Origin of the sequence: Thalassospira sp. CH_XMU1448-2, assembly GCF_037027285.1 — a bacterium.
Lineage (GTDB): Bacteria > Pseudomonadota > Alphaproteobacteria > Rhodospirillales > Thalassospiraceae > Thalassospira > Thalassospira profundimaris_C.
On the sequence record NZ_JAYMEA010000004.1, the window covers coordinates 36,696 to 60,002 of the forward strand.

Genomic DNA, 23,307 nt, shown 5'->3' on the forward strand with positions numbered 1-23,307 from the left:
GAATGAAATATGATTTTTTATTAGATGGAAGTAAATGGTTTGGCGTGAGATTTTCCCGATGTGATCAAAACACAGGAAAATCATGTTTTTTAACGCCCGCATCAAACCGATCCTGCCCGGCCTTGTCGTGACGCTTCTGGTCGCACTTGCCGCCAAGCTTGCCGAACATGCGGAACATGTTTTGCTTGGGCGGGGCTGGGTGGAAAGTCTGGTCTTTGCCATTCTGATCGGGGTGGTGGTGCGATCGGTGTTTGGGTTGGCCCCGCGTTATTTTGCCGGTGTGCGGTTCTGCGGCAAGACAGTGCTTGAGATCGCGATTGTTTTGCTGGGTGGGTCGATCAGTGCGCAGGCCATCGGATCTGCGGGGGGCGGGCTGGTGGTTGCCATCATGGCCGTGGTCTGTATCAGCCTGTTTGTCAGCTATCATATCGGTCGGGCCTTGGGATTGTCAGAGCATCTTTCAACGCTGGTGGCCTGTGGTAATTCGATTTGCGGCAATTCGGCGATAGTTGCGACCGCACCGGTGATCGAGGCCCGGTCCGATGATGTGGCGGCCTCAATTTCCTTTACCGCTGTGCTGGGTGTTCTATTTGTGTTTGTCCTGCCGCTGCTTCATGCCGGGCTTGGCTTGTCCGCTACCCAGTATGGCATTTTTTCGGGTCTTACCGTTTATGCGGTGCCACAGGTTCTTGCCGCAACCGCCCCGGCAGGCGCGCTTGCTGTGCAGGTGGGCACGCTGGTCAAGCTGATCCGGGTTTTGATGCTGGGACCGGTGATTTTTACCCTCGCATTGCTTGGCGGGCGGGCACGTGAAACCCGACTTCCGATTTCGCAGGTAGTGCCCTGGTTCATCATCGGATTTATCGTCATGATGATTGCGCGGTCATTCGGGCTTTTGCCGGAATTTGCGCTGGGCTCAATGAAAACCGCATCCTCCTTCCTGACCATCCTTGCCATGGCGGCATTGGGATTAAGTGTTGATATCCGCAATGTCATGCATGTGGGGGGCCGGGTTGTGATGGCGGCCCTGATGTCGCTGATCGTGCTGTGCATGTTAAGCGGTGCGGTGATCGTTATTCTGGGCGCCTGACCCTAAAGGCTTAGCCCAATCGCCCGATTGATAATCTTCCCGGTATTCACCGCCTGATAGGTTGGAAATGGGGTTCGCTGCGAGACATCAATCTCGCGGCGAAGCCACTCCCGCTCTTCGAGCATTCCCAGTGAATTGGAAAGAGCGCGATCGGTAATCGCCCCCAGACCGGACCTGATGGTGGAAAATCGAGAGGGGGCTTCTGTTAATGCCAGGATTGGGACGGGCCAGCTTCGTTTGACAAGATCAAACCCGTCCTCGTCCGGTGCGGCTTCGAGGATGCGGTGGGCCATCGCGGCAACGACCTTGCCTTGTTCCGTTAACCGGAATTCAGGCCGCAGCGGGTGGCCATGGCCCGGGTTTCTTTCAAGCAATCCCAGTTGGAACAGATGTTCCAGACTGGCGGCAAAGGAGCTGCGCGTCGCCGTGGTGGCCGCGATCAGGGGCGCTTGCCGCCCGGGGACGCCGGAATGCAACAGCGCAAGCGTTTTAAGGGACCAAGCTTTCGAAGTTAGCTTGACAAGCAGTGGTATATCCATAAATGATAGTTACTATATTTTTGCTACAAAGGAAAGTGTCATGTCTGTCGTTTCTTTGGATAACACCATCACGCTCGCCCTATCCGTGCGGGACCGTCATGCCAGTGCGCAATGGTATGAAAAGAACCTGGGGTTCCAGCTTCTCATGCATATCGACGAGGCTGGTTGGAGTGAAATGCAGACCAAGACCGAAGGCGTCACCCTTGGATTGGGTGAACAGATGGAGCCATCGCCGGGCAATATGGTTCCGGTGTTTGGCGTGGCAGACATTGCCGCTGCCCGAGCGGCCCTTGAGAAGGAAAACGTGAAGTTTGACGGGGATACCGAAACGATCGAGGGCATGGTCAGCACTGCGACATTCTATGATCCCGATGGCAATGCGTTGATGTTGGCGCAGGATTTGACCAAGTCGTAATGTTCCGGGGTATGGGGGCGCGCTTGCTTGCCCAACAACCTCGTCGGGTTTTCGTCCTCGCAATTGCTGGTACGGGCAAAAAAAAAGCCCGCCACCTGAATGGGGGAGGCAGCGGGCCAGGAAGAAGAAGCCACGGAAAGATTTGCAGTGCCATCAGCATCTTCTGGCGTTTCGGGGAGAAGGCATCATGGGGGATGACGCCCGGAACGAAACGCCACGGGTAACAGCTGAAGCCTGTGAAACCTAGATGTCGGAGATGATCGGTTTCTTTTCCTCCGCCTTCTTCAGGATATTCCATTCATCGTCACTGAAAATCCGGGATCGGGTCAGAAAGCGTTTGCCCTCGGGCCCTTCAAGCGAAAACATTCCGCCGCGACCATTGACGACATCAATGATCAACTGGGTATGCTGCCAATATTCAAATTGCGCCCGCCCGATGAAAAACGGACTGCCTTCAATTTCGCCCAGCAACACATCCTGATCACCGGTTTTGAACTCGCCAGCGGGAAAGCACATCGGCGCGCTGCCATCACAACACCCGCCCGACTGATGAAACATCACCGGCCCGTGGATCGATTTAAGCTTCCTGATCAGTTCAATCGCCGCATCTGTGGCGGTAACCCTGACTGGAACGGTTTCTGATCCGGTCATATTCTGCCTCCTTTTCGCGAAAGGCGACCGGACGCATCCGGGAGGAGATGCGCCCGGTCACGGTCATTGCGCGATCAGAAGAAGCCCATCGGTTTCGGATCGTAGGAAACCAGAAGGTTCTTGGTCTGTTGATAATGGTTGAGCATCATCTTGTGGTTTTCACGGCCGATGCCCGACTGCTTGTAACCGCCAAAGGCCGCGTGGGCCGGATAGAGGTGATAGCAGTTGGTCCAGACACGACCGGCCTTGATATCACGGCCAAAGCGGTACGAACGGTTGGCATCGCGCGTCCAGACACCGGCACCCAGGCCATACAGCGTGTCATTGGCGATATGAAGGGCTTCGGCATCGTCCTTGAAGGTGGTTGCCGAAACAACCGGACCAAAGATTTCCTCCTGGAAGATGCGCATGCGGTTGTGGCCCTTGAAGATGGTCGGCTGGATATAGAAGCCGCCCGCAAGGTCGCCGCCCAGATCCGCCTTGTCGCCACCACAGAGGACTTCTGCACCTTCCTGTTTGCCGATATCGAGATAGGACATGATCTTTTCCATCTGCTCGGTCGAGGCCTGTGCACCCATCATGGTGTCGGTATCAAGCGGGTTGCCCTGTTTGATGTTTGCAACACGCGACAGAACGCTATCCATGAATTTGTCATAGATGCTTTCCTGAATGATGGCGCGCGACGGGCAGGTGCAAACTTCGCCCTGGTTAAGGGCAAACATGGCCATGCCTTCGGCGGCTTTCTGACGGAAATCGTCATCTGCTGCCATGATGTCTTCAAAGAAGATGTTCGGTGACTTGCCACCAAGCTCAAGCGTCACCGGAATGATGTTTTCCGATGCGTATTGCATGATCAGACGACCGGTGGTGGTTTCACCGGTAAAGGCGACTTTGGCCACGCGGTTGCTTTGTGCCAGCGGCTTGCCGGCTTCGACACCAAAGCCCTGTACGACGTTGACGACACCTGCCGGGATCAGATCGGAAATCAGTTCCAGAAGGACGCAGATCGAAGCCGGGGTCTGTTCGGCCGGTTTCAGAACAATGCAGTTGCCTGCGGCAAGGGCCGGTGCCAGTTTCCAGACCGCCATCAGGATCGGGAAGTTCCACGGAATGATCTGGCCAACCACACCAAGTGGTTCGTGGAAGTGATAGGCGACCGTATTGTCATCAATTTCGCCAAGCGACCCTTCCTGTGCGCGAATGGCACCAGCAAAATAGCGGAAATGATCGATCGCCAGCGGAATGTCAGCGGCCAGCGTTTCGCGCACGGCCTTGCCATTGTCCCAAGTTTCGGCAACAGCCAGCATTTCCAGATTGGCTTCCATGCGATCAGCGATCTTGTTGAGCATGTTGGCACGCTCGGTCACCGATGTTTTGCCCCAGGCCGGGAAAGCAGCATGGGCAGCATCAAGTGCCTTTTCGATATCTTCGCTTGATGAACGGGCGACCTCGCAGAATGGTTTGCCATTCACCGGCGAGACATTTTCGAAATACTGGCCCTTGGACGGAGCGACCCATTCGCCGCCGATGAAGTTCTCGTAACGGCCCTTGAAGCTTACCGGACTGCCGGCGTCATTTGGATTCTTGTAGATCATTTTGGTTCCTCCGAGATCGACAGGCGATTTTTTCGCCCGCTTTTTGATTGTGACGGTGCCTTATCCGCAAAGGTCATGCCACTTTGGTCACGTTTAGGGATAGGGGCGAAAAATGACCGGTTTTCATGCGGTTACCGGGATGCCGAAAAGGTCGCCAGGCAAAGACGGACGGCGAACAGTCCGATACAAACGGCGCAAATTGTTCCAAAAATGGAACAGTCCGGATTGAACGGATTTTTTACCGCGAAACTGTTTGGCGTGAAGGGCCCCCGATATGGTACGATTGCCATTGTGATCGGATGCGGCACAAGCCGCGCCACCGGAAAATTCCGGGCAAAACACCGACACAAGGGAGATAGCGTCTATGTCAGGAAACCTTCCCGGCGGACGGATAGAAGCAGCATTGCAACTTAGCGGTGGTGCGCAAAATCGTGCGGTGCTTGAAAGCTGGCAACGGTGTGAAGAACGCTTTGGTCTGGCTCATGACACCTTGCGCCGTCCCGAAGTCATGCCCGAAAGCCAGACCCGTCAATTGCGTGATCGCAACGGGCGGCTTTATCACCATGCCCATGATCTCGTCCGGACCCTTTATCGCAAGATTGATGCGTCGGGTTATGCGGTGTTTCTGACCGATAATAGCGGCGTGATCCTTGACAGTGTTGCCGCCCATTCCCTGTTGCCATCATTTCGGACCAACGGCCTGTTGCCCGGCGCAGTCTGGAGCGAGGAGCGTGAAGGTACGAATGGCATTGGTACCTGTATTGTTGAAGGACGCCCGATCACCATCCATAAGGATGAACATTTCCTGTCCCAGCATTCCGTGCTGACCTGCACTGCCGCCCCGGTCTTCGATCCTGATGGCAAGGTGTGCTCGGTGCTTGATGTATCGGCTGTGCGCGATGATATCAAACGCACCGATTGCCTGCGCGTGCGCGGCATGGTGGCTGATTACGCCGATGCACTTGAACGCATCCTGTTTTTTGATGAACGGGCTGGCGATGTGATCCTTCATCTTCACCCCGAGGCTCGGCATGTCGGATCGACCCGCGATGCGATGATTTCAATCGCCCCGGATGGCAAGATCAACGGGGCGACGTCAACAGCGCGCCGCATTCTTGCCGCAGCCAACAATTCTACTGACATCGCCGATATGTTCGAGATGGATGTCGATGCCCTGTTGTCGAAATTCACCGCACAGGACGGCGGGAATTCATCGGCCATGGCGCTTAATATTGCCGGGGGCGGGGTTCTGTTTGGCTCTGTGACGATGCCTGAACGGATGCGCCGTCACTATGTCGGGCGATCTACCCCGATTGCCAGCAGAACGCCCGCACCTGCAAGGAAGATTGCGCAGATTGCGGATCGTGATCCGGCATTGCGCCGGATTTACGATATCGGAACGCGTCTGCATGCGCGCGATATCAATATCCTGATGTCGGGTGAAACCGGCAGTGGCAAGGAATATCTGGCGCGTCATATCCATGAAGCAACCCTTGGAAAATCCAGAAACTTTGTTGCGATCAATTGCGCAGCCCTGCCCGAAGGATTGATTGAAAACGAACTGTTTGGCCATGCTGGTGGGGCCTTTACCGGGGCAGCAAGAGACGGATTTGGCGGGCGCATTCGCGAAGCCAATGGTGGAACGCTGTTTCTTGATGAGATCGGAGATATGCCGCTTGCCGCACAGGGACGGCTGTTGCGTGTTCTTGAAAGCCGCAAGGTCGAACCGCTTGGCAGTACCAAGTCGGTGCCGGTCGATTTCCGCCTGATCTGTGCAAGCAATGTCGATCTCAATCAGGCGGTAGCGGATGGCAAGTTCCGCGAAGATTTGCTCTATCGGATCAAGGGCGCGCGTCTTGCCGTTCCGCCCTTGCGCGAACGCAGTGATATTGTAGATGTGATCGGGCGGTTGTTGGCTGCTTTGTCGAATGATTATGTCGAATGCAGTGATGAAGTGATCAGACTTCTGACCCGTCATCAATGGCCGGGCAATGTGCGCGAACTGATCAATGTATTGCAATATGCCAGTGTCTTTGCCGAGAACGGTGTGATTGAAGGCGATCATCTTCCGGACGATTTCCGCATTGAGACAATCAAACCCGCAACATCGGCGCGCGATGCAATTGAACGGGCCGAAGAAGGCGCGTTGCGCCAGCTTCTGGACGATCATCACTGGCATATCAGCAACACGGCCAAGGCACTTGGTATCGGGCGCAACACGCTCTATCGCCGGATGGCCCGACTGGGAATCGAGAGGCGCTGACTTGCCGCGTCATACCCCTTTGGTCGCGTATGTTTCGTCCAAAGAGCCTACCCTTATCCTTTTGCAGGGCGGCTTTGACGCGTTTCAGGTGTGATTGATCCGAATGCCGACCTGCCAGATTGCCCGGATTACCTCATCCGGGCATTTTTATGTGTGCAGCATCGGGTTTGCAGAATGTTTTCATTGTAGAATGTGCCGTTATTGTTTTAAGTAACGGCAGGGTTTTACAGGATTATTTTATGTGTGGAATTGCCGGTTTATGGCTGTCTGGACAAAGTGACGCAAGCGGATTGGGCGATGCTGTATCGCGCATGAATGCGGCACTGCATCATCGCGGCCCTGATGGCGGCGATGTCTGGGTTGATTCCGATAATGGTCTGGCACTTGGCCAGCGCCGCCTTGCGATCATTGATCTTTCTGATGCCGGTAAACAGCCGATGCATTCGGCCAATGGCCGTTATGTCATGGTCTATAATGGCGAGATCTATAACGCGCCGGAACTTCGCGAGAAGCTGGCTGCGGCCAATATCAATGTTGCCTGGCGTGGGCATTCCGACACCGAAGTCATCCTTGAATGCATTGCCCATTGGGGCGTGCGCGATACGATCAAGCGCCTGATCGGCATGTTTGCGATTGCCTTGTGGGACAAGGAAGCAAAGAAACTGACGCTTGTGCGTGACCGTCTTGGCATCAAGCCGCTTTACTGGTCGCGCTATGAGGGCAATATCGGCTTTGCATCCGAAGTCAAAGCGCTTCTGGCCGGTGGTGCCATTTCACGCGAAGTCAATCAGGCTGGTCTTGAGGCCTATCTTCGCTTTGGCTATGTGCCATCGGGGCTTTCGATCTATGCGCATGCCAAGATGCTCAAGCCCGGTCATATTCTTGAGGTAACCTCGCACGATCAGGCAACCGAGACGGCCTATTGGTCGGTTGAGGATGCAGTCCTCAACGGGCAAAAACATGCATGGAGCGGCGATGATCAAAGCGCGATTGATGCGCTTGAAGATTTGCTGCGGGATGCTGTTCAGCGCCGCATGGTTGCCGATGTGCCGCTGGGCGCATTTCTGTCGGGCGGGATTGATTCATCGACCATTGTTGCCCTGATGCAGTCGGTTTCGGATCGTCCGGTCAAAACATTTTCGGTCGGTTTCGAAGACGAAGCCTTTAACGAGGCGGCTTTTGCCGGTGAAGTGGCGCGCCATCTTAAAACCGATCATACCGAACTTTATGTCACGCCCAAGGATGCGCTTGATCTGGTGCCGAAGCTTTCGGAAACCTATGACGAGCCGTTCTTTGACAGCTCGGCCATTCCGACCTATCTGATTTCGGCCCTGACCCGCAAGGAAGTCACGGTTGCGCTTTCCGGTGATGGCGGGGATGAAACATTTGGCGGCTATACCCGTTATCTTTGGGCCAAGCAGCTGAGTGCCGCAGCAGGCAGTATTCCGTTTGGCGCGTCACTTGTGTCGCGTGGTCTGACCATGCTGTCACCAGAGCAATGGGACAATCTTGTCGGGCTGGTTCCGGGCAAGCTTTCGACCAGTGCGATTGGCGATAAAATCCATAAGGCTGCCCCGCTTCTGGCGATCAGGGATGATCTCGACCGGTATCATGCGCTGCTGTCGCTGTTTGATAGCGACAAGCTTCTGGGCAGCCGTTCCTCGCGCAAGAAATTCCGCGTTCCGGGCGAGATGTTCTGTCGGAACCGCAATCTTGACTATGTCTCGTCCATGCAAATCATGGATACGATGATGTATATGGTTGATGATGTTCTGACCAAGGTTGACCGTGCATCGATGGCCAATTCGCTTGAGGTCCGGGTGCCGTTTATCGATCATCGCGTGATCGAATTTGGCTGGCGTCTTCCCGCACGGCTCAAGATGAATGGGTCGACCGGCAAATATGCCCTGCGCCAGATTCTGTATAAATATGTGCCGCGCGAAATGATTGATCGCCCGAAAACCGGTTTTGGCGTGCCTTTGGCGCAATGGCTGCGCGGGCCGCTGCGTGAATGGATGGGCGATCTTCTGGCCAATGACGCACTTTATCAGGACTTTGGTCTGGACCGCCGTCAGATCGAAAAGCTGCAGAACGAACATATGAGCGGCAAACGCAACTGGGGTCATCAGCTCTGGACGATTTCCATGCTCTCGGACTGGCAGAAACGCTGGCTGGCCTGACGGGCTGACAAACCCGACATTCCGATTTCATTGCATCCATGAACGCCCCGCCCGAATATCAGGCGGGGTTTTTCAATTTATTTCAAAAATGAACTTTTCAAAATTTTCATGCTGTCTGACCTGCATCTGACAGTTGGTGCATGCGATACAGGCATGGCTGTGTCGAATAAATGTCACAATTCGAAACTTGAAAATTTTCGAAAATGAACTATTTTGAGATCAAAGAGAGATTCCTTTGGCTGAAAGAGGCCCCGCATGGTGACGACTGCACATTACGATCTGATCATTATTGGTGGCGGCATTAACGGTGCCGGCATTGCCCGTGATGCGGCGGGGCGTGGCCTTAAGGTCCTGCTCTGTGAAAAGGATGATCTGGCCAGCGCAACCTCGTCAGCCAGTACCAAGCTGATCCATGGTGGTTTGCGCTATCTGGAACATTATGAATTCCGGCTGGTACGCGAAGCTTTGACCGAACGTGAAGTGTTGCTTGGCAATGCGCCGCATATCATCTGGCCGCTGCGCTTTGTGTTGCCGCACCGCAAGGATTTGCGCCCGGCATGGATGATCCGTCTTGGACTGTTTCTTTATGATCATCTTGGAGGCCGCAAAAAACTTCCGGCCTCCGAGGGCATTTCATTTGCCAAGCATGTATCGGGTGCGCCGCTTCGTGATGGCGTGACGAAGGGTTTTGTCTATTCCGATTGCTGGGTCGATGATGCGCGTCTGGTGGTGCTTAATGCCATTGATGCCAACGGCTTTGGCGCGGAAATCCTGACGCGCACCAAATGTGTCGGTGCCAAGCGCATCAAAGATCAGTGGCAGATTGCCTTGCGCGACGAGGAAACCGGCGCAGAACGGCAGGTGTCGGGGCGGATGCTGGTCAATGCGGCGGGACCCTGGTGTGCTGATCTGATCAATCCGGAAAACGGTGTGGTGCAATCTGATACCAAGGCCGATATTCGTCTGGTCAAGGGCAGCCACATTGTCGTGCCCAAGCTGTTTGACCATGACTATTGCTATATCTTCCAGAATGGCGATGGGCGCATCGTCTTTGCCATTCCCTATCAGGATGATTTTACCCTGATCGGAACCACCGATGTTGATTTCGCCGGTGACCCGGCCAAGGTCAAAATCGATCAGACCGAAATCGATTATCTGTGCAAGCTTGCCAGCGGTTACTTCAAAAAACAGATATCGTCCGACGATGTCGTCTGGACCTATTCCGGTGTGCGTCCGCTTTATGCCGGAAATGGCGAAAGCGAAAATGCATCAAAGGTTTCGCGTGATTATACCCTTAAACTTGAAGCCAATGACGGGGTTGCCCCGGCACTGCATGTGTTTGGCGGGAAAATCACCACCTATCGCAAGCTGGCGGAACATGCGCTTCAGATCATCACCAAGCAGCTTGGCACCCGCGATGCGCCATGGACCGCACGTGAAACCCTGCCCGGTGGCGATTTCCCCAATGCATCCTATGACGAGGCGCTTGCGCTTTATGCCGGTCAATATGGCTGGATGGATCGCGGGTTGCTGAAACGGTTGCTGCGTGCCTATGGCACCCGGATTGAACTGATTGTCGGAACCGCATCGAAAATGACCGACCTTGGCACATGCTATGGTCATGACCTCTATGAAGCGGAACTGCGCTATCTGATTGATCATGAATGGGTTCGCAAGATTGATGACCTGATCTGGCGACGTTCCAAGCTTGGCCTGCGTCTGAGTGCGGAGCAGATTGCTGCACTTGAAACCCGTCTGGCACAGGAAAAGCAGTCAGAACGCGTGATCGCTGCGCAATAGATGCGATATCTGTCGTCAGACAGGTTGGAAATTTAGAACAGGGGCAGCGCACCGATCCATATCGTGCGCTGCCCCTGTTGTTTTATGCGTCCGGATGTCTTGCGAAATGTGTGTGGCCAGGCTTCTGAAAATCCTGACAATTATTGCGGGCTGTAGTAATGCTTGTGGGCTGGTTGTCCTTGATTGCGGCGGGTTTTGAATGTCCGGGCTCCTTCGCCTATTGCTGTTAAGTCTGTCCTTCTTCGTTCTTGATCTTTCGACTGCACAGGCAGCCGAGGACGGGGGAACGTTGCAAGCGGGCTGGATGGCGGTCGGACTTGTCGGGGGCCTTGCGCTGTTCCTTTATGGAATGGATCATCTGGCAAGTGCGCTTAAGACCCTTGCCGGTGCAAAGCTGCGCTTCATCCTGTCAAAAATGACGCGCAACCGTTTTATGGCGGCAACATCGGGTGCGCTGGTGACCGGGCTTGTGCAGTCTTCCAGTGTCACGACGGTTCTGGTGGTCGGCTTTGTGTCGGCGGGGTTGATGCCCTTTGCCCAGTCAATTGCCGTGATCATGGGGGCCAATGTCGGCAGTACCCTGACCGCTCAGATCATCGCATTCAAGGTCGAGGCCATCGCGCCGTTGGTGATCGCGATCGGTTTTGCCATGACCATGATGGGAACACGCAAGCGTGTTGCCCTTGCCGGGAAGGCGATCCTTGGCATGGGGATGCTGTTCTTTGGCATGGGCATGATGAGCGACGCGATGGAACCACTGCGCACCTATCCGCCCTTTATCGATCTGATGGCCCAGATGCAAAACCCCGTACTTGCCATCATTGTTGCCGCCGTTTTTACCGCCCTTGTGCAATCGAGTGCCGCGACAACGGGGATTGTCATTGTTCTGGCCGGGCAGGGCCTTGTCAGTCTTGATGGCGGGATAGCCCTGATTTTCGGAGCCAATATCGGGACCTGCTTTACCGCCCTTCTGGTGACAATCGGCAAGGGCCGGGATGCCTTGCGGACCGCGATTGGACATGTGCTGTTTAACATTGGCGGAGTGTTGTTGTGGCTTCCGTTTATTTCGCAATTGTCGGAATTTGTGTCTGACATCACGTATGTGACCAATGGCGGCAGTACCGATATTGCGCGCGAAATTGCCAATGCACACAGCATTTTCAACATTGCCAATGTGATCCTGATGATCGGTTTCGTGCCGTGGATTGCCCGGCTGATCGAAAAGCTGGTGCCGCTTGAAACCGTCATTGACCCGCCGCTTGATCCCAGCCCGAAATATCTGATGCATGAAGTGACCGACACGCCCGCAGCGGCAATTGCGCTTTTGCGCAACGAGGTCATCCACATGGGGGATATCGTGACTGATGTTGTCCGTCGCGGTCGCGAAAATCTGGGGAAGCCGACCAGTACCAGACTGCAACACATTGCCGAGCTTGATGACGGTGTCGATAGCCTTCAGGACGCGATTGCACTGTTTGCCAGCAAGGTCCGCCGGTCAGAGCTTTTGCCTTCGGAACAAAGAAGGCTGCAAAACGAACTTGAAGTCAGTAACCACCTTGAAGCGGTGGGGGATCTTGTCGCCGAGGAAATGGTGGATATGGTTTCGGAGCTGATGGATATCGGGCAAATCCCGTCCCAGGAACGGCGCACCCAGCTGGCCGAGCTGTTTCAGATCGGCGAGGATTGTCTCAAACAGGCACTTACCGCCTATTCAAGCGAAGATCGTGAAACGGCCATGGCCGTTCTGGCACGCAAGGCCGAATTCACCGACAAGATGGAGCTGACATTGCGCCGGATCAGCGATGCCATCGGTCCGCGTGATGTGGATATCCGGTGCTATCGCATCAATGTGGCGCTGGTTGAACGCATCTATCGGTTGTTTGAGCGCGCGCGTCGCATAGCCCACGCGACGATTGCCGTGATTGATGACAAGGCGCCATCGGACAATGGTCAGGACATGCAAACCGTTGCCGATGCTGCCACCGGGTCCTGATCGTCCTAGGAGGTTTGACGTTCAAGCGGGGGAGTGTCGATATCCTTCTGCATTACGGTGACATCCAGCGCGCGATAGCCAAGATGGCGATAGAAATCCTGTGTCTTGCTATTTTCCGAACGCACCATCAATTGCATGCGCCAGACACCTTGATCGCGTAACCAGCTTTCGGCAATGTCCATAAGTCTGCGACCAAGCCCGGATTTCTGAAGCGTCGGAGCAACCGCCAGATAATAGACCCATCCGCGGTGGCCATCGTGACCGGCCATTACGGACCCGATAATGTTATCGCTGTTATCTTCCCAGACAAGAAGGGTCGCATCGGTCGCATTGACCGCAAAGCCGATATCCCACGCGGGCGGATTATAGGGACGATAAAGGCCGGTATCCTGCCAAAGTTGTGTCAGGGCGGGGATGTCATCAAGGGTGGCCGGTCTTGGGCTGTCGTTTGGGGCGGTCATGTTCGTCATTGTTTTTCTTTCGGGGCGCAGTTTTTAATCGCCAAGAATGATGATCAGGATTGTGGTCGTCAAACCAAAAAAACATGAAAAATCAACGACACATAAGAAGTGCCTCCAAGGGGGAAACCTTGGAGGCACTGGGGAGTGTCCGGGGTATCGGTTGGGAATGAAGCCCCCGGACCGGGGTGGGGATTGTGTCAGGGGTTCGTTTCGGCTGATCTTAGCTGATCGGGCGGCCGGTCACGCTGCTGAGTTCCATTTCACGGACAATGTCACCCGCCTGATTGGTAACCGTCGCGGTATAGGTGCCACGCGGGGTTTCTGCCAGTTTGTCGAGTTTAAGTTCACCATTGCCAAACCGGATGACCATCGCATTGGCCAGAAGGTTCATCTGATCGGCGGTGAATTTTTGGCTATAGCGTTCTGCCTTATCCGGGCGTGGCATCAGTTTTCGTAAGTCACGACGTTCCTCGCGGTCCATGCGGCCGGATTTGGCATCAAATGAGATGACTTCAACTACGTCGCCCTCGGCATTGACCAGAAGGACGTCGATCTTGCCCGGTTCTTCTGCCGCAAGGGCATCTCCGGTCTTGAGATCAGCCGAGCTGGATTTCAGAAGCATGGCATCGACCAGAATGCGGGCCTCGGCCGGGGTCAGCGGGGTTGCACGTTCGCGGGCTTGGCTGCCAAACATGCCGCCTTTGCCATGTTCGCCACGCTTGCCACGCTCAGCGCATTCACCGCCGGATTTGTCACCACGATGATGGTCGCCGCCAAACATCGCCCATTCACTTGGTGCGCCACGATCGCTAGGTGATGCATAGGCTACTGCAATCGGGGTCGCAATCAGGGTTGATGCAAACAGGGCAGCTGCAATCTTGATTTTATTGGTGGGCTTCATCGTAAACCTCTTACGGTTGGGGGGATCGCTTGTTGAGGTCTGTTATCGCCGATGATTGTCGCGAAATGATCCCGAAGAACCGGCAAATTGGTCGCAAGATTTGCCAAAAGCCCGAAATGCGACAATTTGATACAAATTGCCGTTTTTGCCCCAAATGCCAACGCGCTAAGTTACACTGAGCAGACCGTTCCAATGACAGGACCGCAAATGAGCGACCAGCCCCATATTCTTGTTGTCGATGACCACCGTGATATTCGCGATCTTCTGGGGCGCTATCTGCGTCAACATGAATATCGTGTGTCACTGGCGTCTGATGGTCGCGAATTGCGCAAGATGATGGCTGATGACGTCTCGCCTGATCTGATCGTGCTTGACCTGATGATGCCTGGTGAAGACGGGCTAAGTTTGTGTCGCTGGCTGCGCGAGAATTATGATGTGCCGGTTGTCATGCTGACCGCCCTTGGCGAGGAGACGGATCGCATCATCGGTCTGGAAATGGGGGCGGACGATTATCTGGCAAAGCCGTTTAATCCACGCGAATTACTGGCGCGGATCAAGGCGGTGCTACGCCGGGCGCAAAGTCTTCCGGTCGGGCGCAAGGGACCGCTTCCCGGTGGGGAAGTCCATTTTGATCGATGGATACTTGATCGCACGCGCCATGAATTGCGCGATGCCAATGATGTGGTCCTGCCGCTGAGTGCCGGGGAATACGGGTTGCTTTGCGCCTTTGTCGAACATCCCAACATGGTGCTTAACCGTGACCAGTTGCTGGATCTTACCCGTGGACGCGAAGCCGTGCCCTTTGATCGCAGCATTGATAATCAGGTCAGCCGTCTGCGTAAAAAGATCGAAACCGATGTCAAAAACCCGACCCTGATCAAAACTGTCTGGGGCGGGGGATATATGTTCACCTGCGAGGTGGTCGAGAGATGACCAAGCGCCGTCTGATCAAACGTCTTTGGCCTCAAAGTCTTACCGGGCAGCTTGTCTGTCTTCTGCTTGGTGCAATTATCCTGACCCATATTGTGCTGGGCGTGATGCTGGCCGATGAACGCCGTGATGCGCTGGCCTCCGAGCGGCGCGGAAATGCATTGTCACGTGTGGCGGCAATTTCACGTATTTTGACGACAACACCGCAGGATAACTGGGTCGACGTCCTGCGTGTCGCCCAGTCACCGCAAACCCGTTTGCGACTGGTCGACAAGACCGAAGTCGCACATTCGGACGGGCAGATCTCTGACAATCTTACAGGCAAACTGAACGAAGCTCTGACGTCCGGGGCAGGAAGTGTTCCCGGGATTTCTGCACGGGTGGAAATCCTGACAGAAGATGACTGTTGGGCCGAACGCAAATCCCTGCGACACGCCAAGGACGCCTTTCTGGACCAATACCGCGAGGAACGCTCAAAGCGTACGTCTGATCACGATGATCGCGACAAACACGATGATGACCATGATAAACGCGCAGCACCGTGGGAATTCCGCTATATGGAGCGCTTTGACTGCCATGTCGCACCTGTGATGCAGATTGCTGTTCCGATCATCCCGATATCTGGCGATGGTTCGGGCGGTATTCCGGGCGATGGATCATTTGATGGTAATGGTCCGGCGGAGGCACCCTCGAACCGCAACAGCACCGATGTCCAGCCACAAGTCTGGCTCGAAGCAATGATTGGCGGTGTGATGCCGCCGCCATGGTTTGTCTTTGACAATGTGCTGCGCGTTGCCTTGTCCGCGCTGGTGATTGCGGTGATCACATTCTTTATCACGCGGCGCATCTCGCGATCATGGGTGCTTTTGGCCAATGCCGCCGACCGGGTCGGGCGCGGGGATTATCCCGAACCGGTACCTGAAACCGGCCCGATTGAAATTCGACGTGCAGCCAAGGCCTTTAACCGCATGACGGCACGCCTTAAGCGGTTTGTCGAAGATCGCACGCGGATGCTGGCTGCCATTTCCCATGATCTGCGCACGCCGATCACGTCGCTTCGTCTGCGGGCTGAATTTGTTGACGATCCCGAAAACCGTTCGCGGATCATTGAGACGCTTGACGAAATGGAACAGATGGTCGAAGCGGCAATGGCCTTTGCCCGTGAAGAAACGGCAAATGAAGATACCCGCAAGATCAACATCACCGCCCTTGTTGAATCCGCAGTCGAGGATCTGGCGGAAACCGGTCGCCCGATTTCCTTTGTCGGAGACGGGGCCACGCGGATTTATCCGTGTCGACCGCTTTCGGTCAAACGGGCCTTTGGCAATCTGGTATCCAATGCATTGCGGTTTGGCGATCATGTCGAGGTGAATGTGCGCGACGCCGATGATGATGGCTTGTGGATTGAAATTGCCGATGACGGGCCGGGGATTCCGGTTGATAAACGCGAACAGGTGTTTGAACCGTTCTTCCGGCTTGAAGAATCACGCAATCGTGACACCGGGGGTATCGGCCTTGGAATGGCCATCGCGCGCACCGCCATTCGTGCCCATGGCGGGGAGATTTACCTTGAAGAGTCCCCGAAAGGCGGGCTTTTGGCGCGGATATACCTTCCACCGGCAAGATTGGATACCAAAGCGTAGATTACGTCCGGTTTTGGTGAGGTTTCAGCAAAATCATAAGGTTAAGAATTTTTGACAACTTGCCCTTGCGTTTTTAATGACTAATGGTCATTTGTGTGCCGGGAAATAGATTGTTTCCAAATCAATAATTGCGAATTGGCATTGCTGTTCTATCTATGCAATGCAAAAATAAACGCGAAAATGGACGGAGCGAACAATGAACAATAACGGCCAGGACTCAGCAGTCGTGACCTCGCTACCGGGCACCAACAATGCCCAGGCAGCGCGCGGCTTTGTGCGTTCTGTCAATGACTGGCTGATGGAATGTGCGCTTGATGATACCGATATCAGCGAACTTCTGTCAGGGATGGTCAGCCGCCTTGTCGCATCGGGCATCCCGATTGACCGCGTGATGGTCGCCTTCAAGACCCTTCATCCCCTTTACGAAGGGGTTTCCTATATCTGGAACAAGGAAAGCGGGCAGGTCGAACGTTCAACCCATATGGGGGTTGGTGATCAGGATCAGGACTGGGCCGAAAGCCCGATGAAATGGATGCTCGATAATGATGTCAGCTTCATGCGCCGACATCTGATCGGGCCAAGCGCGGTGATCGATTTTCCGGTTCTTGAAAGTTTCCGCCGCAACCGTGGGACGGACTATTATGCGTTGATGACCCCGTTTGTTACCGACCGTGACAGCACGCTTGATAGCAACCGCATTTTCATGACCTATCTGACCCGTCGTCCCAGCGGTTTCTCGGACGAGGATCTGGCGATCCTTTCGGGTATTCAGCGCCGTTTTGCCGTATCGTGCAAGATGCGTATCAATCATGAAGAAACCAGTACCATTCTCGAAACCTATCTTGGCTCGGACGCCGGGAGCCGTGTGCGTAACGGCCAGATCAAGCTTGGTGACAGTACCAAGACCCGTGCGGTGATCTGGTTCTCGGACATGCGCAATTCGACATCAGTTGCGACACATGTTGGCGATGATGCCTTTCTTGGGGAAATGAATGATTTCTTTGCAGCCACTGCGGGGGCTGTGCTTAAGCATGGTGGACAGGTTTTACGCTATATCGGGGATGCGACACTTGCGATTTTCCCGATTGGCGAAGACGAAAACAATCTCGAAGAAGCCTGTCTTGCCGCTCTTTATGCCGCAGCCGAGGCGCAGCTTAATGTTGATGCGCTGAATGCCACGCGCGAAGAGTCCGGCAAACCGCCATTTGACTATGGCCTTGGCATGCATGTTGGCGATGTGATTTACGGTAATGTCGGTGTGTCCGAGCGTGTCGACTTTACCGTGGTCGGGCAGGCCGCAAACGAAGCCGCCCGGATTGAACAATTGACCAAGCAACTTGGCAAACGCGTTCTGGTCAGCCAGACGGTCGCAAGCTTCATTTCCTGCCCGACGCAGGAAATGGGCGCCTATGAGCTTCAGGGAACCGGTGTCAGCGTCAAACTGTTCGCCCCTGACTTCTCCGAGGCTTGCCACCGGATCGAACTGATGCGGGCCGGTTAATCAAGCCAGAAGAACGACAATCAAAAAGGCCGGTTCCTTGAAAAAAGGACCGGCCTTTTTGATTGCGGGGACATCCGGATTGCTCTTTACGCCAGACTGTCAAAATCCTTTACGACGCTGCTGGCGGACTCACCCACACTTGCGAAGGTCTTTTGCGCATCGGTTACGGCCTGGGTCGCGGCCTTGATGATGTTGGCATAGGGGTCGACTTCTTTTTTGACCAGCATCTGTTGCATGGCAACACCGGTGGTGGCCGATGCCATCGACATGATGTTGCGCAGATAATCGGTTGAATCCTGCACGGCATAGGCTGCGGCTTGTGCGACCTTTTGATAGGCAACACCATTTGCGCCCGGAATGGCCCCGTTAAGGACAGCGTGATTGGTGGTTCCAACCGCCTGGACGATTTGCGGGTTCAATGCGGTGCTAAGGGGCGGGGTGCTAGCCGGACTTGATGTGTTGGCAGCCGCACCGGTGCTGTCACCTGCGCTGTCTGCATCACTGGACGGTTTGCTGTCATCAGCACCGCCTGCGGCCGCCTTGGTGCCGGAAGGATCGCTGCCCTCGGCGTTTTCCGAAGGGGCGGCGTTATCGGCATTGCCGGATGCATCGGGATTGGTGTTGTCATCATCTGCCATCATGGACCTCTTGCGGGGTATATGTGCGCGGGGCGTATAAACGCGCCGTTGCCGTGTTTAGTGCCTTGGCATCAGAACCATCGGTGCTCAGGACGTGCTGTCGCCGCCTTTGCCACCCATGCCGCCACCGGTACTGTCAAGGATCATGCGGCATGCGCTTGACGTGACGGCATTGCCAATCTGTTGCAGTCCGCCCTGGGTTTGCATGGCGTTTTGCATCGACAGACTGATGGAATGGGCCATCGTCTGATAGACAAGGCCCATGGCCTGTGCCGGTGCCTCGCCCAGAACCTTGACGTTGGTCTGGGTCACGGCGTCCGTGATTTGTGCATTTACAGGGGTGTTGTCTGCCATGTCACGCCCTCATATTTGGACCGTTGCCTGGCCGCAGAAAGACCGGGCAGGTCAGATGCCTAGCGGCGGGTTGCTGCCAAAATTACCAGAAGTGTCAAAAGCGTATCGGCATTGTCAGACCGGCCAAGCTTGGCGGTGGCCTGTGCTCCGGCCATGGTATTGACCGAATAAAGCTGCATCACGCCCTGATTGGTGGCGGCCTGCGAGCAGATCGATGCCTGTTGCTGGGCCTGAACCGCGTTCTGGAACAGGATGGATGTCGAATGTGCGGCACTTTGATAGATCGAGCCCATCGCATTGGCGGGCGCGGATCCAAGAATGCTGACCGAGCTTTGCGTAACAGCATCGGTAATCTGACCGTTCACCGGGGTTGGAATAGCCATGATATCCTCCGAAAAGGCGGTCCGGATGACCGCACATCTTTAGACGCGTATTGCAGGGATTTGTGATCTGTTTCGCGGGCTTTTTACCGTCCCTTGAAAAATGTGTCCTAACCCGCCTGTGCCGTAATCAGGGCCACAAGCTTTGACGTGGCGGTATTGACGACCTGCTGCATGTTGCCCTGGGTGAGTGTGGCATTTTCCATGGCAAGTCCCGTGGCATGCGAATGTGATTGCAATGCGATGGAAACCGCCTGGGCCGGACTTTCACCAAGCACCTTTACGTTGGTCTGGGTAACGGCATCGGTGATTTGTGGATTGACGATGTTGCTCATGGTTCGTCCTCTGTCGTTTCATCGTCTTCTTCGCCGGAACCGGAACTGCCATAATCGAAATGTTCCTTGAAGCCGGTTCCGTCGCCGATAAATCGCGGATCGAGCTTGCCATACCAAGGCAGATTGTTTTTACCGTCGTCCTGATCTTCGTCGTCGTCATCGTCAGGGTCGTCCGATCCGTCATCAAGACCCTCCGCGCCGCCATAACCGTCTAGGTCGGCGAGGGATCCTTTTTCTTCCTGGATGTGCCACCCTGCGGAGCCGTAAAAAAATTTGGCTTGTTGTCCTGAACCGAAAGTGTGGCCTTTGCGCATTCCATGGTGGTGGCCAGACTTGCGACCGATTGCTGCTGCTGTTCATTGACCATGTTGGCAAACAGGATGCCCTGTGCCTGGGCCTGTGACAGATAGGACTGCATCGCCCCGATTGCCGGACCATTGGCAATGACCGAGGTGTTGGTCTGGGTCACGCTGTCGGTGATTTGTTCGTCGACTTCGTTTTGGGTGCTCATCGCAGTGATCCTTAATAGTTACGACGATTCATCAATTGCAGAACGCTTTGGGTCATGGTCGTCATGCCGATCATGGCGTTCTGCTTTTGGGCGGACACCATGTTCGCCATCAGAATGTTCTGGGACTGGGTCTGGCCCAGCATTGATTGCAAGGCGGCGTAACCCGGTCCGGCACCCAGTGTCGCGACATTGGTCAGTGCGACACAGTCCGTGATCTGATCGGAAACCGCACATTGATGCGGTTCGACCTCGGCGGCGAGTTGGGTTTGCTGGGAACTGTTGCCGTCTTGCGCTGAAGGTGTCGATGGCATGTCCGTCTCCTTGCCTGACCTGATTTGTACTTACCGGTATGACGCGGGGCTTTGAGGTTTGTGAAAGAAAAAGCCCGGCAAGCTTGCGCATGCCGGGCGGGTTCGGCGGCGAAACCAATATGGAATTACGACACGGACGTTCCGGTCGTTGCCTTGAGAGCCGACAAAAGCGAAAGCATGTTGTCGGGGACGTCGCTTGCGGCCAGCTTTGACGTCGCAACGGCACCAGCCATGGTGTCGACAGAGTAAACCTGAATGACGCCCTGATTGGTGGCTGCCTGCGAAGAGATGCCGACCTGTTGCTGGGTACTGACGGCGTTCTCGTAGAGAATGCCATGAGAATGCGCCAGCGACTGGTAAAGCGAGCCCATGGCCATTGCCGGCGCATCGCCCAGAACCTTTACATTGGCCTGAGTGACTGAGTCGGTAATCATGCCATTGACCGGAGTGTTATCAGCCATTGTGTATCTCCTGGTTGCCTAAAGAAGTGCCGGAAGGAAGTTGACCCTCGTGACCGGCCCTTTCCGCATGTCTTGCGGTCAGACTTTTGACGCGGCGCGCCCGGTGTTGTGACACAAAGCGCGGAAAAACTTCGGTGGGTCAAAGCCCGGTTTCCCAATAAAAATCGGGCGGTCGCCGATGGAAGCAACCGCCCGATTTGAGGAAGACCTGTGTGGGGGATACAGGGTGCCTGGTATCAGCTTTTGACGGCCTGAAGGGCGGTCAGAAGCGAAAGCATGTTGTCGGGAACATCGCTTTTGGCAATCTTCGAGGTCGCGACCGAGTCTGCCATCGTATCGACCGAATAGATCTGGATGACGCCCTGATTGGTGGCGGCCTGCGAGGTGATGCCGATCTGCTGCTGTGCGCTGACGGCGTTTTCATAAAGAATGCCGGTGGAATGTGCGAGGGACTGGAAGATCGAGCCCATTGCCATTGCCGGGGCGTCGCCCAGAACTTTCACGTTAGCCTGGGTGACTGCATCAGTGATCTGACCATTTACCGGGGTCGGAATCGCCATTGTAAAGTCTCCTTCGTGTGCTTGTGCTGTGTGCTGCTTGCTGTTGTGATCCTGACGGGGTTTCGCCGTCCCGTTTTCAGTCTAAAGACGTTGGCCCTGTTGGGTTGTGACGCGTCTTTTTATTTTATCGTCGGTTTTTTCAGTGCCCGTGGGGCTGTCCCCGTGTTTGTCCGGGGTTGAAAAAGGTTTGCTCGGTCCAGACCGGTTCTGATCGGTGCAGGACAGACGGATTATTGAATGCCCGCCCCTCTGAGATGTTCGCGGGCCAGCTGGACGCGCTTGCGCACCGCGCAATTGCTTAATCCAAGGGCCTCGGCAATCTCGTCGTAACTGCGATCCTGAACACATCGCATCAAAAGCGGTTTGCGCAATTTTTCATGCATCGCCAGAAGGGCCGTTTCCAGCTGATCAAGTTGTTCACCTGCCAGATAGGATTCCTCGGGGCTTGGAATGATCGGCGCTGTCATCGGGGAAGCCGGGGTATCGGCGCTGCCATGTGTTTCTTCACGATATTCGGCCTTGCGGCGGTTCTGGCGGTGCAGATCAATACAGGCATTATGGACAATCCGTGAAAGCCAGGCGCGGTGGTTGCGGATTTCGTCCATGGAATCTTCGAACTTGGTGGATGCCTTGACCATCGCCTCGGACAGCGCATCCTGCGCATCATCCATATTGCCCGACATCAGTTTCAGACACTGTTTTAAAAGACTGTCCTGCTGATCAATCCAGAGCGGCCAGAAATTGGGGGCGGCTGGTCCGGTATCACCGTCGAGATCCGGACCCGGATGCCGGGCGGGATTTGGCCACGCGTCTGATCGGCTATGGTCGGGGGCTCCCGTCGGGGAATGGGGCGGAATGTCGGTTGTGCCCGGCATGGGTTGGCGCAGATCCGGTTGAACAAGGCCGCTTGGCAGAAGCCCGCGCAAAACATCCATCGGGTTACTGCCCGATCCGTTAAAACCGGGAAGTGCGCCAGCAATGATATCTTCGGGGCGCGGGCCGGTATTTGACGGCTCCAGTCCCGGGAAACCCGCAAGCGGGTTGAAATCGGCCGGATAACCGGGCGGGGGACTGTGTCGGGGGGCCGGTATTTCCGATTGCGCAGTCGGTATGTGCATTTCTGTCGGATGGACAGGTGTTTGCTGCGCCTGACGTTCTGTCGCTGCTGCCAGATCGGCTGCCACCGTTGATCCAAAGGACATTTGTGTCGTGCGCTGGATAACCGATGCGGGATCAAGGGCAAAAGAAGATATATCTTCGTTGCCATCGACAGTTTGTCTGTCCTGTCGGGCAGGGGACAGGGCAGGGTTCTTCCGGGTGCCGAACTCGCCATCGTTGTCGCCCGCTCTGCAAGCTGCAGGGTCGGTTGTGCGAAGCCTGTCGAGATAGTCTTCGGCGATGCGCGCCCGTTGATCGGGTTTTAACCGCGACCAGATGGATGTGACGTTATCGCCGTCTGCCATCGCCTGACCCAAAGTTTGTTCAAGGCTATGAACGAAATGCAGTTCGACCTCGGTCAGACCTGCCTCTTCCTGTTGGTTGGTTTTTTCGTTCTGCACTATGGACCCCTCCAGTTGATAGATTGCAACCATAGGCTGTTTAAGTTATGCGGCCTTTATTATGACGTGAAAGCTAAGTGATTGTGAATAAAAGTTATAGTGCAATTATAAGTTGTGTAATGGTGCATGTCCTTGCAGCCTGCTTCTTCCGGCCCAAGAGAGTTTTAAGGCGCTTGTTTCTGCCTGATTGTGCGTTTCTTCCGAGCGCTGCTTTGTGTCGCTCTATCCACATTTCA

General features: G+C 55.1%; 24 protein-coding genes. 9 read left to right on the plus strand and 15 right to left on the minus strand.

From position 1 onward, the window contains the following. The first annotated feature begins 82 nt into the window (after positions 1-82). A complete protein-coding gene (locus WA318_RS15250) occupies positions 83-1,090 on the plus strand; it encodes a YeiH family protein (RefSeq protein ID WP_336082468.1) in 1,008 nt (335 codons plus the stop codon). A gap of 2 nt (positions 1,091-1,092) precedes the next feature. Here the strand turns inward: WA318_RS15250 and WA318_RS15255 are convergent, their stop codons facing one another. Further along, positions 1,093-1,629 (minus strand): winged helix-turn-helix transcriptional regulator, encoded by a 537-nt coding sequence (locus tag WA318_RS15255; RefSeq protein WP_336082471.1) that lies wholly within the window; start codon positions 1,627-1,629, stop codon positions 1,093-1,095. Positions 1,630-1,669: 40 nt separating this feature from the next. Here WA318_RS15255 and WA318_RS15260 point away from each other — a divergent pair, with 40 nt between their 5' ends. Further along, positions 1,670-2,044, plus strand: coding sequence for a VOC family protein (locus tag WA318_RS15260; protein ID WP_336082473.1), 375 nt, complete (start codon positions 1,670-1,672; stop codon positions 2,042-2,044). Positions 2,045-2,287: 243 nt separating this feature from the next. On the opposite strand, the gene WA318_RS15265 is transcribed toward WA318_RS15260, so the two are convergent. Continuing rightward, positions 2,288-2,695: a DUF779 domain-containing protein gene (locus WA318_RS15265; RefSeq protein ID WP_114098428.1), complete on the minus strand. Its 408-nt coding sequence runs from the start codon at positions 2,693-2,695 to the stop codon at positions 2,288-2,290. Between the two features lie 74 nt (positions 2,696-2,769). Then, a complete protein-coding gene (exaC, locus tag WA318_RS15270) occupies positions 2,770-4,290 on the minus strand; it encodes an acetaldehyde dehydrogenase ExaC (RefSeq protein WP_114098427.1) in 1,521 nt (506 codons plus the stop codon). Positions 4,291-4,654: 364 nt separating this feature from the next. On the opposite strand from exaC, the gene WA318_RS15275 reads away from it, so the two are divergent. The 4 genes from WA318_RS15275 to WA318_RS15290 all read left to right on the plus strand — a co-directional run bounded on the left by WA318_RS15275 (position 4,655) and on the right by WA318_RS15290 (position 12,526). Next, on the plus strand, positions 4,655-6,553 hold the full coding sequence (locus WA318_RS15275) for a sigma-54-dependent Fis family transcriptional regulator (protein WP_336082476.1): 1,899 nt from the start codon (positions 4,655-4,657) through the stop codon (positions 6,551-6,553). A gap of 239 nt (positions 6,554-6,792) precedes the next feature. Further along, positions 6,793-8,733: an asparagine synthase (glutamine-hydrolyzing) gene (asnB, locus tag WA318_RS15280; protein ID WP_114098424.1), complete on the plus strand. Its 1,941-nt coding sequence runs from the start codon at positions 6,793-6,795 to the stop codon at positions 8,731-8,733. A 255-nt stretch (positions 8,734-8,988) separates the two neighbouring features. Continuing rightward, positions 8,989-10,533 carry a glycerol-3-phosphate dehydrogenase gene (glpD, locus tag WA318_RS15285; RefSeq protein ID WP_336082479.1) on the plus strand — a complete coding sequence of 515 codons (1,545 nt, stop codon included), beginning with the start codon at positions 8,989-8,991 and terminating at the stop codon, positions 10,531-10,533. 199 nt (positions 10,534-10,732) lie between these two features. Continuing rightward, the gene (locus WA318_RS15290; protein ID WP_336082481.1) at positions 10,733-12,526 is read left to right on the plus strand and encodes a Na/Pi cotransporter family protein; all 1,794 of its coding nucleotides are present in this window, start codon (positions 10,733-10,735) and stop codon (positions 12,524-12,526) included. A gap of 5 nt (positions 12,527-12,531) precedes the next feature. Here the strand turns inward: WA318_RS15290 and WA318_RS15295 are convergent, their stop codons facing one another. After that, positions 12,532-12,996 carry a GNAT family acetyltransferase gene (locus tag WA318_RS15295; RefSeq protein WP_336082482.1) on the minus strand — a complete coding sequence of 155 codons (465 nt, stop codon included), beginning with the start codon at positions 12,994-12,996 and terminating at the stop codon, positions 12,532-12,534. Between the two features lie 211 nt (positions 12,997-13,207). After that, the gene (locus tag WA318_RS15300) at positions 13,208-13,888 is read right to left on the minus strand and encodes a hypothetical protein (protein ID WP_336082484.1); all 681 of its coding nucleotides are present in this window, start codon (positions 13,886-13,888) and stop codon (positions 13,208-13,210) included. A gap of 207 nt (positions 13,889-14,095) precedes the next feature. Between WA318_RS15300 and WA318_RS15305 the strand changes: the two genes are divergently transcribed. The 3 genes from WA318_RS15305 (at position 14,096) to WA318_RS15315 (ending at position 17,962) form a co-directional block, all read left to right on the plus strand. Next, positions 14,096-14,821: a response regulator gene (locus tag WA318_RS15305; protein WP_336082486.1), complete on the plus strand. Its 726-nt coding sequence runs from the start codon at positions 14,096-14,098 to the stop codon at positions 14,819-14,821. Then, positions 14,818-16,461 carry an ATP-binding protein gene (locus WA318_RS15310; RefSeq protein ID WP_336082488.1) on the plus strand — a complete coding sequence of 548 codons (1,644 nt, stop codon included), beginning with the start codon at positions 14,818-14,820 and terminating at the stop codon, positions 16,459-16,461. Before WA318_RS15305 ends, WA318_RS15310 begins: the two co-directional genes overlap by 4 nt. Before the next feature lie 196 nt (positions 16,462-16,657). After that, a complete protein-coding gene (locus WA318_RS15315) occupies positions 16,658-17,962 on the plus strand; it encodes an adenylate/guanylate cyclase domain-containing protein (protein WP_114098418.1) in 1,305 nt (434 codons plus the stop codon). Between the two features lie 86 nt (positions 17,963-18,048). Here WA318_RS15315 and WA318_RS15320 read toward each other — a convergent pair whose 3' ends face one another. The 10 genes from WA318_RS15320 to WA318_RS15365 form a co-directional block, all read right to left on the minus strand. Next, a complete protein-coding gene (locus WA318_RS15320) occupies positions 18,049-18,600 on the minus strand; it encodes a hypothetical protein (RefSeq protein WP_258548712.1) in 552 nt (183 codons plus the stop codon). 87 nt (positions 18,601-18,687) lie between these two features. Beyond that, complete coding sequence (locus WA318_RS15325) at positions 18,688-18,954, minus strand: RebB family R body protein (RefSeq protein ID WP_114098417.1); 267 nt, start codon at positions 18,952-18,954, stop codon at positions 18,688-18,690. Between the two features lie 59 nt (positions 18,955-19,013). Further along, positions 19,014-19,337, minus strand: coding sequence for a RebB family R body protein (locus WA318_RS15330; protein ID WP_114098416.1), 324 nt, complete (start codon positions 19,335-19,337; stop codon positions 19,014-19,016). 107 nt (positions 19,338-19,444) lie between these two features. Continuing rightward, the gene (locus tag WA318_RS15335; RefSeq protein ID WP_114098415.1) at positions 19,445-19,669 is read right to left on the minus strand and encodes a RebB family R body protein; all 225 of its coding nucleotides are present in this window, start codon (positions 19,667-19,669) and stop codon (positions 19,445-19,447) included. Further along, entirely contained in the window at positions 19,666-19,983 is a 318-nt protein-coding gene (locus tag WA318_RS15340) for a hypothetical protein (RefSeq protein WP_336082498.1), read from the minus strand. The genes WA318_RS15335 and WA318_RS15340 overlap by 4 nt, the downstream gene beginning before the upstream one ends. After that, positions 19,881-20,180 carry a RebB family R body protein gene (locus WA318_RS15345; protein ID WP_114098414.1) on the minus strand — a complete coding sequence of 100 codons (300 nt, stop codon included), beginning with the start codon at positions 20,178-20,180 and terminating at the stop codon, positions 19,881-19,883. The genes WA318_RS15340 and WA318_RS15345 overlap by 103 nt, the downstream gene beginning before the upstream one ends. An 11-nt stretch (positions 20,181-20,191) precedes the next feature. Further along, positions 20,192-20,491: a RebB family R body protein gene (locus WA318_RS15350; protein ID WP_114098413.1), complete on the minus strand. Its 300-nt coding sequence runs from the start codon at positions 20,489-20,491 to the stop codon at positions 20,192-20,194. Between the two features lie 125 nt (positions 20,492-20,616). Beyond that, the gene (locus WA318_RS15355) at positions 20,617-20,952 is read right to left on the minus strand and encodes a RebB family R body protein (protein WP_114098412.1); all 336 of its coding nucleotides are present in this window, start codon (positions 20,950-20,952) and stop codon (positions 20,617-20,619) included. Positions 20,953-21,188: 236 nt separating this feature from the next. Beyond that, positions 21,189-21,512 carry a RebB family R body protein gene (locus tag WA318_RS15360; protein WP_068518667.1) on the minus strand — a complete coding sequence of 108 codons (324 nt, stop codon included), beginning with the start codon at positions 21,510-21,512 and terminating at the stop codon, positions 21,189-21,191. Positions 21,513-21,742: 230 nt separating this feature from the next. Then, positions 21,743-23,071, minus strand: coding sequence for an RNA polymerase sigma factor (locus WA318_RS15365; RefSeq protein WP_336082503.1), 1,329 nt, complete (start codon positions 23,069-23,071; stop codon positions 21,743-21,745). Positions 23,072-23,307: the final 236 nt, after the last annotated feature.